The sequence below is a fragment of the Xanthomonas axonopodis pv. maculifoliigardeniae genome, assembly GCF_041519315.1.
Classification (GTDB): domain Bacteria; phylum Pseudomonadota; class Gammaproteobacteria; order Xanthomonadales; family Xanthomonadaceae; genus Xanthomonas; species Xanthomonas euvesicatoria.
Genome location: NZ_CP167998.1, coordinates 4,451,767 through 4,463,585 on the forward strand (window position 1 = coordinate 4,451,767; position 11,819 = coordinate 4,463,585).

General features: G+C 64.3%; 13 protein-coding genes and 1 other RNA gene. 5 read left to right on the forward strand and 9 right to left on the reverse strand.

Annotated features, from left to right (window positions below):
* Positions 1 to 58: 58 nt before the first annotated feature.
* On the reverse strand, positions 59 to 331 hold the full coding sequence (locus ACDH77_RS19025) for a metal/formaldehyde-sensitive transcriptional repressor (RefSeq protein WP_008575145.1): 273 nt from the start codon (positions 329 to 331) through the stop codon (positions 59 to 61).
* 64 nt (positions 332 to 395) lie between these two features.
* Between ACDH77_RS19025 and dmeF the strand changes: the two genes are divergently transcribed.
* Positions 396 to 1,397: a CDF family Co(II)/Ni(II) efflux transporter DmeF gene (gene dmeF, locus ACDH77_RS19030; protein ID WP_372353593.1), complete on the forward strand. Its 1,002-nt coding sequence runs from the start codon at positions 396 to 398 to the stop codon at positions 1,395 to 1,397.
* Between the two features lie 85 nt (positions 1,398 to 1,482).
* Here the strand turns inward: dmeF and ACDH77_RS19035 are convergent, their stop codons facing one another.
* Positions 1,483 to 2,310 (reverse strand): ferredoxin--NADP reductase, encoded by an 828-nt coding sequence (locus ACDH77_RS19035; protein WP_011348949.1) that lies wholly within the window; start codon positions 2,308 to 2,310, stop codon positions 1,483 to 1,485.
* Between the two features lie 36 nt (positions 2,311 to 2,346).
* Between ACDH77_RS19035 and ACDH77_RS19040 the strand changes: the two genes are divergently transcribed.
* The 4 genes from ACDH77_RS19040 to ACDH77_RS19055 all read left to right on the forward strand — a co-directional run bounded on the left by ACDH77_RS19040 (position 2,347) and on the right by ACDH77_RS19055 (position 5,909).
* On the forward strand, positions 2,347 to 3,342 hold the full coding sequence (locus ACDH77_RS19040; RefSeq protein WP_029820664.1) for an ABC transporter ATP-binding protein: 996 nt from the start codon (positions 2,347 to 2,349) through the stop codon (positions 3,340 to 3,342).
* Complete coding sequence (locus ACDH77_RS19045; protein WP_029820666.1) at positions 3,339 to 4,151, forward strand: ABC transporter permease; 813 nt, start codon at positions 3,339 to 3,341, stop codon at positions 4,149 to 4,151. The genes ACDH77_RS19040 and ACDH77_RS19045 overlap by 4 nt, the downstream gene beginning before the upstream one ends.
* Positions 4,151 to 5,095: a 2-dehydropantoate 2-reductase gene (gene panE, locus ACDH77_RS19050; protein ID WP_372353594.1), complete on the forward strand. Its 945-nt coding sequence runs from the start codon at positions 4,151 to 4,153 to the stop codon at positions 5,093 to 5,095. Before ACDH77_RS19045 ends, panE begins: the two co-directional genes overlap by 1 nt.
* Before the next feature lie 298 nt (positions 5,096 to 5,393).
* Positions 5,394 to 5,909 (forward strand): hypothetical protein, encoded by a 516-nt coding sequence (locus ACDH77_RS19055; RefSeq protein WP_029820668.1) that lies wholly within the window; start codon positions 5,394 to 5,396, stop codon positions 5,907 to 5,909.
* Positions 5,910 to 5,922: 13 nt separating this feature from the next.
* On the opposite strand, the gene ACDH77_RS19060 is transcribed toward ACDH77_RS19055, so the two are convergent.
* The 7 genes from ACDH77_RS19060 to ACDH77_RS19090 form a co-directional block, all read right to left on the reverse strand.
* Positions 5,923 to 5,996, reverse strand: a non-coding RNA gene (locus tag ACDH77_RS19060) — sX9 sRNA.
* Between the two features lie 61 nt (positions 5,997 to 6,057).
* The gene (locus ACDH77_RS19065; protein ID WP_003487309.1) at positions 6,058 to 6,459 is read right to left on the reverse strand and encodes an acyl-CoA thioesterase; all 402 of its coding nucleotides are present in this window, start codon (positions 6,457 to 6,459) and stop codon (positions 6,058 to 6,060) included.
* Between the two features lie 37 nt (positions 6,460 to 6,496).
* The gene (locus ACDH77_RS19070) at positions 6,497 to 6,949 is read right to left on the reverse strand and encodes a hypothetical protein (RefSeq protein ID WP_218196733.1); all 453 of its coding nucleotides are present in this window, start codon (positions 6,947 to 6,949) and stop codon (positions 6,497 to 6,499) included.
* A 37-nt stretch (positions 6,950 to 6,986) separates the two neighbouring features.
* A complete protein-coding gene (locus tag ACDH77_RS19075; protein WP_005914813.1) occupies positions 6,987 to 7,313 on the reverse strand; it encodes a thioredoxin family protein in 327 nt (108 codons plus the stop codon).
* Positions 7,285 to 7,767: a flavodoxin gene (locus ACDH77_RS19080; RefSeq protein ID WP_003487312.1), complete on the reverse strand. Its 483-nt coding sequence runs from the start codon at positions 7,765 to 7,767 to the stop codon at positions 7,285 to 7,287. The genes ACDH77_RS19075 and ACDH77_RS19080 overlap by 29 nt, the downstream gene beginning before the upstream one ends.
* A 169-nt stretch (positions 7,768 to 7,936) precedes the next feature.
* On the reverse strand, positions 7,937 to 8,980 hold the full coding sequence (locus ACDH77_RS19085; RefSeq protein WP_005914812.1) for a ribonucleotide-diphosphate reductase subunit beta: 1,044 nt from the start codon (positions 8,978 to 8,980) through the stop codon (positions 7,937 to 7,939).
* 194 nt (positions 8,981 to 9,174) lie between these two features.
* Positions 9,175 to 11,673: a ribonucleoside-diphosphate reductase subunit alpha gene (locus ACDH77_RS19090; protein WP_008575121.1), complete on the reverse strand. Its 2,499-nt coding sequence runs from the start codon at positions 11,671 to 11,673 to the stop codon at positions 9,175 to 9,177.
* Between the last annotated feature and the right edge of the window lie 146 nt (positions 11,674 to 11,819).

The window sequence follows — 11,819 nt, forward strand, 5'->3', positions numbered from 1 at the left end:
TCCCGCGCGCCTGGACCATAACCGGCCGAGAGTGAGCGCAATGGTGTGTCGGCCGCGCTTACTTCAGATAGGTCTTGAGGATGGCCGTGATGTCATCCACTGCCAGCTCACGCTCACCCAATGCATCCGGCGCGGCCACGTGATGCTTCAGGTGCTCGCTGAGCAGCTCGACCATCAAGCCCTGCGCCGCGCCGCGAAATGCGGCCACCTGGGTCAGCAACGCGGTGCAGTCCACGTCTTGCGCCAGGGCTTTTTCCAGCCCTTCCACCTGCCCGCGGATCCTGCGCACGCGCGCGAGCAGTTTCGATTTGTCCTGATTGAGATGTGCCACGCCATATACCCCCTGGGGGTATTTAGGATACCCTCTGGGGGTACCTTAGCCAGAGCTACCGCCGATGTCGACCACGCACGCTGCGCCGCATTGCGCGCAGTCGCATACCTTTGCCAGCGCCAACCCGCTCGCCGAGCGCAGCACCCGCAAGGCGGTGATCCTGACCGTGCTCATGATGGCGGTGGAGATCGTAGGCGGTTGGACGCTCAATTCCATGGCCCTGCTCGCCGACGGCTGGCACATGAGCTCGCACGCGTTGGCGCTGGGACTGGCGTTGTTCGCCTACCGCTTTGCGCGGCAGCATGCCGGCGATGTGCGCTTCACCTTCGGCACCTGGAAGGTGGAGGTGCTGGGCGGTTACACCAGCGCGGTCCTGTTGCTGGGGGTTGCCGCGCTGATGGCATTCCAGTCGGTGGAACGCTTGTTCACGCCCAAGCCCATCCAGTATCAGGAGGCCACCGTGATTGCGCTGATCGGCCTGCTGGTCAATCTGATCTGCGCATGGTGGTTGCGCGACTCGCATGGGCATGCGCGCGGTCACCACCATGGTCACGTGCACGCGCATGACAGTCACGGACATGCGCACACGCACGAGGGCCATGGTCATGGCCAGGAGGCGCACAGCGATCTGAATCTGCGCGCGGCGTATCTGCACGTGGTGGCCGATGCCGCGACCTCGGTGCTCGCCATCGTCGCACTGGTGGCCGGCATGCACTGGGGCGTGACCTGGCTGGACCCGCTCATGGGCATCGTCGGCGCGGTGCTGGTCACCGCCTGGGCCTGGGGGCTGCTGCGCAGCACCGGCAGCGTGTTGCTGGATGCGGAGATGGACGCGCCGGTGGTGGTCGAAGTGAAACAGGTCATCGCCGAGCTTGGGCATGCGATCGACATCGCCGACCTGCATGTCTGGCGGGTCGGCAGCGAGCGTTATGCCTGCGTCGTCAGCCTGGTCACTGCAGCCGATATCGATGCGGAGCTGGTGCGCCGCGCACTGCAGATCCATGAAGAACTGGTGCATGTCACGGTGGAGCTGCAGCGCCCGGCGCTTCTAGACGCTGCCGGCTAAAACCGCAGCAACTTGGCGTCACACGCTGCAGCCCACAGCACGCCTGCAGACACAGGCGGCATCGACGCGCCGCCTGCATGCCACCTCAGACCTTGGGCGGCGTGGAGCTGACGTACTTCTCGCGGCGAATCTGCGCACTCGGCAGGCCGGCGGCTTTGAGCGCGTCCAGGCAGGTATCCACCATGTCCGGGTTGCCGCACAGGTAGGCGATGTCGTGCGCGGCATCGGGCGCGAACTCGGCCAGGTGCTGCTGCACGTAACCGTGCCGCACATCGGCATGCGGCTGCTCGGGCACTTCGCGCGAGAAGCACGGCACGTAGCGGAACTGCGGGTGCGCATCGGCAAACGCGCGGAAGTCGTCGCCGTACAGCAGCTCGGTCGGGGTGCGTGCGCCCTGCAGCAACACCACCTGCACACCGCGGGTGGCGATTGCCTCGGCCAGCAGCGGCAGCATCGAGCGGTACGGGGTGACGCCGGTGCCGGTGGCGATCAGCACGTAACGCTGGTTGTGATCGCCCGGCTGCAGGCAAAAGCGCCCGTAGGGACCGCTTGCCTGCAACTGGTCGCCAATCTCCAGGCCTTCGAACAAGGCCGTGGCCGAGCCGCCGGGCACGAAGCTCACCGCAATCTCCACTGCCTCGCCCGGTCCCAGCGCATGATCGTGGATGGTCGCCAGCGAATAGCTGCGCTTGGTCGGCGTGCCATCGGCATAGTCGAAATGGATCTGGATGAACTGGCCGGGCTGGAAATCCAGCGGCTGGCCGTCGTCACGGACGAACTGGCAGTGGGCCACGGTGGGCGCAATCATGCGCCGGTCGACAAGCTTGAGGGGGAATTGAACGGGCACGAACGTATTTGGGACAGTCTGTGATCGGGGCAAGCCCCAACGGGCTTCTATAATAACGGGCTGCAACTCGCTGCGCCGTCACCCTGGCGCGAAGGACCCGGCTTGAATTCCCCATCTCCCCGTGCGCCCGCCCTGCGCGTGTGCGATCTGCGCAAGACCTACGACAACGGCACCCAGGCGCTCAAGGGCGTCTCGCTGGACGTGGCGCCAGGCGATTTCTTCGCCCTGCTCGGCCCCAACGGGGCGGGCAAGTCCACCTTGATCGGCATCATCAGCTCGCTGGTGAACCTGTCCGGCGGCCAGGTGGAAGTGTTCGGCACCGACCTGGTCGCCCACCGCAGCGATGCGATGCGCCTGATCGGCCTGGTGCCGCAGGAAATCAACTTCAACCTGTTCGAAAAGCCGTTCGACATCCTGGTCAATTACGCCGGCTTTTACGGCATGCCGCGCAGCCAGGCGCAAGCACTGGCCGAAGTGGAACTACGCCGCGCCCACCTGTGGGAGAAGGCCCAGGTGATGAGCCGCACGCTCTCCGGCGGCATGAAGCGCCGGCTGATGATTGCCCGCGCCATGATGACCCAGCCGCGCCTGCTGATCCTGGATGAACCCACCGCCGGTGTGGATATCGAAATCCGCCGCGACATGTGGCGCGTGCTTAAGGACATCAACGCCGCCGGCACCACGATCATCCTGACCACGCATTACCTGGAAGAGGCCGAGCACCTGTGCCGCAACCTGGCCATCATCAATCATGGCCAGATCGTCACCCAGGGGCCGATGCGCGAACTGCTGGCCAAGCTCGACGTGGAAGGCTTCCTGTTCGATATCGACGGTGAGCTGCCCGCGCAGTTGCCGGTGATCGAAGGCACCACGCTCACCGCCATCGACGGCCACACGCTGGATCTGGACATGCCGCGCGCGATGGACCTCAACCGCGTGTTCGCCGCGCTGGGCGATGCCGGTATCCGCGTGCGCTCGATGCGTACCAAGAGCAACCGGCTGGAAGAATTGTTCGTTCGTCTGACCGGGCCTGGCGAGACCGTCGCCGCCCCGGCTCCTGCCGCAACGGCGCCCGTGCGCCCGGCAGGCCACCCATGAGTCCTTCGGAGCCGTCGATGTCCGCCACGCCCGCCACACCCCGCCAACGCAACTGGATTGCGCTGGGCACCATCGTGCGCCGCGAAGTGCAGCGCATCCTGCGCATCTGGGGTCAGACCCTGGTGCCGCCGGCCATCACCATGACGCTGTACTTTTTGATCTTCGGCGGGCTGATCGGCTCGCGCGTGGGCGAGATGGGCGGCTACAGCTACATGCAATTCATCGTGCCGGGCCTGGTGATGATGAGCGTGATCCAGAACAGCTACGGCAACATCTCTTCGAGTTTCTTCGGCGCCAAGTTCGGCCGCCATGTCGAAGAACTGCTGGTCAGCCCGATGCCCAATTGGGTGATCCTGTGGGGCTACGTGTCCGGCGCGGTGCTGCGCGGGGTGATGGTCGGGGCGATCGTGCTGATCATCGCGATGTTCTTCACCCCGGTGCGGATCCCGCATCCATTGGTCACGCTGACCACGGTGCTGCTGGGCGCGACCATCTTCTCGCTGGCCGGCTTCGTCAATGCGGTCTACGCCAAGAAGTTCGACGACGTGGCGATCGTGCCCACCTTCATCCTGACCCCGCTGACCTACCTGGGTGGCGTGTTCTACTCGGTGAAACTGCTGCCCGGCTGGGCCGAAGCGGCCACCCACGCCAACCCGATCTTCTACATGGTCAACGCGTTCCGCTACGGCCTGCTCGGTAGCTCGGACGTGCCGATCTGGGTCGCCTACGCATTGATGCTGGGCTTTGTCGCCGTGCTCAGCGCGTTGGCGCTGTGGTTGCTGCGGCGGGGTGTGGGGCTGCGGAGCTGATGGCCATGCGCATCCTGATCCTGGGCGCCGGCGGCACCGGCGGGTATTTTGGCGGACGTCTGGCGCAGGCCGGCGTGGATGCCACCTTCCTGGTGCGCGAAGCGCGTGCGGCGCAGCTGCAGGCCGACGGCTTGCGCATCCGCAGCCCACTGGGCGATGCCGATCTGCAGGTGGCGCATGTCACCGCGCAGGACTTGCCGGCATTGGTAGCGCAGCGGCCGTTCGATCTGGTGATCTTGAGCTGCAAGGCCTACGACCTGGACAGCGCGATCGAGGCGATTGCGCCGGCGGTGGGCGAGCACACCACGGTGTTGCCCATCCTCAACGGGCTGCGCCATTACGCGGCCCTGGACGAGCGCTTCGGTGCAGCGCGTGTGTTGGGCGGGCTGTGCTTCATCAGCGCGACCAAGGGCGAGCACGGCGAGATTCTGCACCTTGGCAAGCCGGCGGCAATCACCTTCGGCGAGCGTAGCGGTGACGCACATTCGACCCGGGTGCAGGCATTTGCCGCCGCCTGCGCGCAGGCCAGCATCGACTACGTGGCCAGCACCCAGATTGCGCAGGAGCAGTGGAACAAGTACAGCTTCCTCACCGCACTGGCCTCGGCCACGTGCCTGATGCGTGCGCCGGTCGGCGCGATCGTGGCCACCGACGACGGCCGCGCGTTGATCAACGGCCTGTACAACGAATGCCTGTGGGCCGCCGATGCGGCCGGGCAATCGATTCCCGAGCCGGCTCGCGCCAAAGCGTTGCAAACGCTGCTGCAGGTGGATTCGCCGCTCAAGGCCTCGATGCTGCGCGACCTGGAAGCCGGCCAGGACGTGGAAGCGGCGCAGATCGTCGGCGACATGCTGGTGCGCGTGCGCGAAACCGGGCGCAACGCGCCTCTGCTGATGGCGGCCAATGTGCACCTGCAGGCGTATCAGGTGTTGCGGCATAGTTGATCATGGCGGGCAACTGGGGCCGCCTGCGCGTGTGAGCCGTCTGCGCCATCCGCCCTTCGGGCACCTTCCCCCGCAGGCGGGGGAAGAGCGCCGGACAAAGGATGCGGGTCGCTACACGGCAATGGGCCAAAGGCCTGCATATCCATTCCACCGCGTTGCTCTGGGACGTCACTTCTCCCGCTCGCGGGAGAAGGTGGCGCAACGCGCCGGATGAGGGTGCGCCGGGTTGGCGCAGCCTTCGCGCTGCAACGACGCAGTGCACACGATGCTCTGCTTCCCATCGCCCACTTCGCCCCTGATGAAAGCGCTCAGCCACCTGTTTCGTGCCGGTCATTTCGTGATCCTGGCGTTCTTCGTGCTGTGCGCGGCGGGCCTGGTGACGATGGCCGGGCTGGAGTTGTGGCACGGCTTCACACCCGGCGGCGACATGGTGGTGCGCGACCGTTTCAACGTCGTGCTCGAAGCCATCGGCCTGCTGACGGTGGCGCTGGTCACGCTCGAACTGGGCCAGACCATCTTCGAAGAAGAGATCCTGCGCGACGTCAAGGTCAGTGGCCCAACGCGCGTGCGGCGGTATCTGTCGCGCTTTTTCGTGGTGATCGTGATCGCGCTGGCAATCGAAACGCTGGTGTCGATCTTCGAACTGATGCATGCCGACCCGGCCAAGCTGCCTTACGCGGCTGCCGTTGGCTCCTGCGCGGCACTGCTGCTGATCGCCTGGGGTGTGTTCGTCAAACTCAATCGCAGCGCCGAAGAGCTGGAACCGGAGGCGATGGAAGAAACCAAGCGCGAAGACCGCGAAGTGCAGGAGTAAGCGCGCTCACGGCGGCGAACACCACGTCGCGAGCGGTCGTCAGGCGGGTGTTGATGAAGCGCAGCAACCACAGTGCACGTGATACATACCGCACCGAGCGCCGGCTGCGCCCACATGGCGGCAGCGCTGTCGTTTTTGTTCGCTGCTCTTAGTCGGCTGCCGGCAAGGGCGGCACCGCAGTCGGCTTGCCATCGGCATCGAGCGCAATCATCACGAACTGCCCGCGCGTGCACAGCTCGCGCGCGCCGCTGAGCAGGTCTTCGGCGATCAGTTCCACTTCCACCGTGATCGAGCTACGCCCCACCAACACCACGCGGGCGATGGTTTCCACCATCTGGCCCTGGCGGATCGGCAGCTTGAAATCCACCTGATCCGAACGCGCCGTCACCACGGTGCGGCGCGCATAGCGCGAGGCGGCCAGGAACGCGGCCTTGTCCATCCACGCCAGCGCCTGCCCACCGAACAGCGTGCCCAGATGGTTGGTGTGATTGGGAAACACGATCTCGGCCATGCGGGCTTCGGTCGGTGCAACGGGCGTGGAACTGGTCATGAAGAAGTGCCGTAAGAAGGAAGGAAAGCCAGCCCGATCATCTGCGCAGCGTCGGCAGGAAGCTCAGGTCCAGGTGGTAGCGCAATGGCCGCTGCGGATCGACGAACACCCGCAGCAGTTGTCCATCGGCCATAAACGGCTGCGGATCGACCCACAGATTATCGCTGCGATACTCGGTCAAGGTGTCGTGCGTGCGGTCGTGGCGATGGGCCAGGATACGGAACGGGTGCACGCCGTTAACCTGCAAAGACGCATTGCGTTCAACGCACACAAAACGCGCCTCCACCACCGTGCCATGCCGGCGCAACCACGCAGCACGGCGCGCATGCCAGACGCGATAGCCGAGAATGCCACCACCCACGCCGCCGAACGTCACGCCCAGCAGCAACAAGATCCAGCGCGCCTGATCCGGCAGCAGCGCCGCACCGGTCAACAAGCCCAACCCCGCCAGCAGGAAGCTCCAGGCGACGATGCTGACCGTGGTGTTCATCGCAGGGCACCTCGCATCGACCGGGCGCCCGTCGCCATCACAGGCCGCTACGGACCGCCGCTTCCACCTGCGCCGGCGACTGAAAGCCGGGCAGACGCGCCACTTCACTGCCGTCGCGGTAGAGCGCCAGGGTCGGCGTCTGGCGCAGGCCCAGCTCGCGGAAGAAGTCCTCGCCCACCACTTCCAGCTTGACCTTCAACAAGGCCACGCCATTGGCGGCGTCGCTGGTGGCGAACTTGTCCAGCGACATGTCGAGCATGCGGCAGCCGGGGCAGTTATCTTTGTAGAAATCCACCAGCGCGCGCGGATGCGCAGCCAGGGTCTGGGTGTAGTGCTCAGGCGACGTGACGGTAATGGTCTGCATTGGGATCGTTCTTGCATTGGGCCAGAACCGTATCGGTCCAGGCGGCGATGGCCTGCGCGTCGCGCTGGCCGTGGGGCATCTGTTCGATGGTCAAACGGGGAAACGGGCTGTCGAAGAAGCGCGCGATTCGGTGCACCGCACCGCAGAAATACTCTTCGCCCCACTGCGTTTCGCCGGTGCCGAACACGGCAACGCGCGGTGGCTTGCCCAGCGTGTCGACCAGCTCGACGATGAAACGCTTCATCTCTGCCGGCGTACGGCCGCCGTTGTCGGTCCAACTGCCAAGCAAAAACAACGCGTACTGCCCTGGCGCATGCGGCACCTGGGCCAGGGTCTGCATGTCGGTTTCCAACCAGGTCACCGCATGCCCGGCCGCTTCGCAGCGCAGCGCCACCGCACGCGCCAGATCGCGTGTGTTGCCGCTCAACGATGCCAGGGCGAGCAGGATGTTCATGGGGCGGGGATTGGGGAGTCGGGATTGGGGATTCGCAAAAGCCGCAACTGGTACGTCATTGAAAGTCCTTGATCGATGTGTCTTAGCGCAGTGCTGCTGTGACGAATCCCAAATCTCCAATGCCTAATCCCGGCGCTTCAACGAATCCCAAATCCCAAATCCCGGCTCCTCACAGATCGTCGAAGCCGTTATCCGAGTTGGTCTTCTTGTACGAGGCATTGCGCATCTCGAAGAAGTCGGTCTTGGTTTCGGTGAAGTTGTCGGCGTAGGCCTTGATCCACGGCATCACGTTGTCGTTGGCGCCTTCGTACAGCTTCTCGATGCCGAGCATGCCGGCCATCTTGTTGGCGCGGTACTTCACGTAGCGGATCATCTCGTCCACGTCGATGCCGTCGATGCCGTCCAGCACCTCGGCGGTCCACTGGGTTTCCAGGTCGATCGCGTGTTCGAAGGCCTTGTGCACGTAGTCGGTGAGCTCGTCGCCCTGCAATGCCTGGTTCTCGCCGATGATGGCGCGAATCAGCTCGCTGATGAACTTCGAATGCGCCAGCTCGTCGCGGTTGATGAAGCTGATGATCTTGCCGGTGCCGGTCATGCGGTTCTGGCGGACCAGATTGTAGAAATACGCAAAGCCGGAATAGAAGTTGATGCCTTCCAGGATCGAGGACTGGATCAGCGAACGGATCAGCGTTTCGGCCGTCTTCTCACGCATGAAGTCTTCGTAGGCGCCCATGATCGGCGCGTTGCGCTTGATGATGGTCGGGTGCGTGCGCGCGATCTCGAACACGCGGTTCTGGTCGGCCAGGCCGGTGATCGAGGCCAGCACATAGCTGTAGCTCTCGTTATGGATCACTTCCTGCTGGCCGATGATCGCGGCATTGGCGTGCGCGGCCGGGTCGGTGATGTATTCGGCCACGTTGTAGATGAAACGCGTCTGCGGCGAATCCAGCGTGGCCAGCAGGCCGATGATCGAATCGTAGGCATTCTTTTCGCGCGCCGACAGCTCGTTGTACTGGCGCGCATCGCCCTTCATGTCCACCTCGTCGGGGATCCAGAAGTTGGTCGACAGTTCCTTGTAGGCCCGATAGAAGGACGGGTACGGAATATCGTTCCAGTTGAGGATGCCCGAGGTCTGACCGTTGATGATGCCGGTCGAACGGTTCGGGTTGCGCGGCTCAAGGATCTTGATGCGGTCGAGCGGTGTTGCGGACATGGGTTTCTACTCGTGTTTCAGGCGTCGCGCGCGCGTACAGCAGGGACGACGGCAGCAATCGTTCTGGAGGAAAGCCCCCTGAGTCAGGGGGCGCGCCGAAGGCGCGGGGTGTGGATACTTGTGAAGCAGGGTCCACGGTTCGCAACGCGAACCGTGGAAGCGAAGCGCGAATGCGCTTAGCTACTGCATGCGCTTTAGCTCGAACACCACTCGCACTCACTGATGTCGATATCGTTGGAACGCACGTAATACGTGGTCTTCAACCCTTCGCGCCAGGCGGTCATGTGCAGGTCCAGCAGCGTGCTCGCACGGATGGTGCTGGGCACGTAGAAGTTGAAGCTGATCGATTGGTCCACATGCCGCTGGCGGCGCGCGTTCTGGCGCACGCTGGCGAACTGGTCGACCTTGTAGGCACCCTTTTCGTAGTACGGCCAGGTCTCCAGCGACAGGCCGGGCGCGGCAACCGGACGACGGAAGTCCTTCTTTTCTTCGTAGTAGAACGCGCTGTAGATCGGGTCGATCGAGGCGGTGGAACCGGCGATCTGCGCGGTGCTCATGTTCGGCGCCACCGCCAGCATCCAGGCATTGCGCACGCCATTGACCGCCACCTGCGCCGACAGCTCCAGCCACTGCGGACTGTTGTAGTCGCGTGCACGGAAGTACTCGCCGTTGTGCCAGTCGCTGCCGCGGAACACGCTGTAGGTGCCCTTTTCCTTGGCCAGCTCCATGCTCGCCTGGATGGTCAGGTAGTTGATGCGCTCGTACAGCTCGTCGCTGTAGTCCTCGGCTTCCTTGGCATTCCAGTGGATGGACTTCTGCGCCAGCAGATGATGCCAACCGAAGGTGCCAAGACCGATCGCGCGGTACTTCTGGTTGGTGATGGTGGCCTGCGGCACCGGCAACTGGTTCAGATCGATCACGTTGTCGAGCATGCGCACCTGGATCGGGATCAGGCGCTCCAGCACGTCGGCGCCCAGCAGATCGGCCTGGTCGGCCTGCACGGTGATCGCGCGGCCCAGGTTGATCGAGGACAGGTTGCACACGACGAAATCGCCCGCCTTCTTGGTGGTGACGATCTGATTGCCGCTGATGATCTCCTGCATCATGCGCGTGGGGCTCATGTTCTGCAGGATCTCGGTGCACAGGTTGGACGAATAGACCATGCCCTCGTGCTTGTTCGGGTTCTTACGATTGACTTCATCGCGATAGAACATGAACGGGTTGCCGGTTTCCAGCTGGCTGACCATGATGCGCTTGAAGATCTCGATCGCCTTGACGGTCTTGCGCGTGATGCGCTCGTCGGCGACGACTTCTTCGTACTTGCGACGGAAGCTGCCGTTGGCGTCGCCCTTCTTCTCGTCATAGAAGTCCTGCAGGTACCAACCCTTGATCCGCTTCACTTCGTGCGGGTCGAACAGGTACCAGTCGCCGCGGCGCTCGACCGCTTCCATGAACAGGTCGGGGATGCACACCGAGGTGAACACGTCGTGCGCGCGCAGGCGCTGGTCGCCGTTGTTCAGGCGCAGGTCCAGGAACGCTTCGATGTCGCGGTGGAAGATGTCCAGGTAGACCGCGATGGCGCCCTTGCGCTGGCCCAGCTGGTCCACCGACACGGCGGTGTTGTTGAGCTGCTTGATCCACGGCACCACGCCGCCGGACGAGTTGGACACGCCGCGGATCGCCGAACCCGACGAACGCACATAGCCCAGGTAGGCGCCGACGCCGCCGCCGTGCTTGGACACGCGCGCCACGTCGGTATTGGAGTCGTAGATGCCCTGCAGGCTGTCGTCGACGGTGTCGATGAAGCAGCTCGACAGCTGGCCGCCGACCTTGCCGGCATTGGCCAGGGTCGGGGTTGCCACCGTCATGTACAGGTTGGACAGCGCCCAGTAGGCCTCGCCCACCAGCTGCATGCGGCGCTCGCGGCTGCCCTTGCCGGTGCCGATCTCGTCCTGCATCAGGTACAGCGCGATCGTCAGCCAGCGCTCCTGCGGCAGTTCGAACACGCCGCGCGAGCTATCGGTGGCCAGGTAACGCGTGGCCAGCAGGTACAGGCCGTTGTAGGCGAACAGCTTGTCGCGCTCGGGCTCGATCATCTTGCCGGCTTCGATCAGCTCGTCCTTGGAATAGCGGCGCAGGATGTCGTTGGAATAGACATTGCGGTCGGCCAGGCTCTCCTGCAGGCCGACGAACGAGCCGTACTTCTGGCTGGCGTCGTAGAAACGGTTGCGGCTGGCGCGCTTGTACAGGCGGCGCAGGTACAGACGCGCAGCGAAGTGCTCCCACTCCGGGGTGGTCAGGTCGACGCGGGCTTCGGCCTCGCGGATCAGGTGGTCGACCAGGTCGTCGGCGTTGACGCTGTCCTTGCGCTCGACAAACCCGAACACCGAGCGCTTGTAATCGGCCACGTCCAGCTGCGGGAACTCGGCATGGATCTGGTCAATGGCGCGATTCAGGCGCTCCGGCTCGAACGGAATCTTGCGATTGCCCGCTTCTTTCGTGATCCAGGTGGAGACGTTTTGTTCTTCGATGGTCTGTGCGTGCATTGCAATGGCTTGGCGGGGAGGCGGCACGATGTCCGACGGGTCGGTCAATTCCGGCGCGCCGCAGGCGGGCGCGGCAACGCTGGCGGGAACGCTGGTGGGTGTTGCGGTACCGGCGGCGATCGCGGAAAGGGTGTCGTTGGTGGTCATGCGTCCTCCATGCGTAGGCACACGAACCTGCCGGAGCAGGCAACGACCGAGCGGCGTCCAGGGTGCATTGGCGACACAGGACGCACAGCGCGCAGGCCATGGCCTGCGGCGGCATCACCCACCAATTTCCCTGAACTCCCACGGCC

What these genes read in the sequence shown, in the direction of transcription:
- dmeF (WP_372353593.1), top strand. Translation starts at nt 396, where the DNA reads ATGTCGACCACGCACGCTGCGCCGCATTGCGCGCAGTCGCATACCTTT.
- ACDH77_RS19045 (WP_029820666.1), top strand. Translation starts at nt 3,339, where the DNA reads ATGAGTCCTTCGGAGCCGTCGATGTCCGCCACGCCCGCCACACCCCGC.
- panE (WP_372353594.1), top strand. Translation starts at nt 4,151, where the DNA reads ATGGCCATGCGCATCCTGATCCTGGGCGCCGGCGGCACCGGCGGGTAT.
- ACDH77_RS19055 (WP_029820668.1), top strand. Translation starts at nt 5,394, where the DNA reads ATGAAAGCGCTCAGCCACCTGTTTCGTGCCGGTCATTTCGTGATCCTG.
- ACDH77_RS19065 (WP_003487309.1), bottom strand. Translation starts at nt 6,459, where the DNA reads ATGACCAGTTCCACGCCCGTTGCACCGACCGAAGCCCGCATGGCCGAG.
- ACDH77_RS19070 (WP_218196733.1), bottom strand. Translation starts at nt 6,949, where the DNA reads ATGAACACCACGGTCAGCATCGTCGCCTGGAGCTTCCTGCTGGCGGGG.
- ACDH77_RS19075 (WP_005914813.1), bottom strand. Translation starts at nt 7,313, where the DNA reads ATGCAGACCATTACCGTCACGTCGCCTGAGCACTACACCCAGACCCTG.
- ACDH77_RS19080 (WP_003487312.1), bottom strand. Translation starts at nt 7,767, where the DNA reads ATGAACATCCTGCTCGCCCTGGCATCGTTGAGCGGCAACACACGCGAT.
- ACDH77_RS19085 (WP_005914812.1), bottom strand. Translation starts at nt 8,980, where the DNA reads ATGTCCGCAACACCGCTCGACCGCATCAAGATCCTTGAGCCGCGCAAC.
- ACDH77_RS19090 (WP_008575121.1), bottom strand. Translation starts at nt 11,673, where the DNA reads ATGACCACCAACGACACCCTTTCCGCGATCGCCGCCGGTACCGCAACA.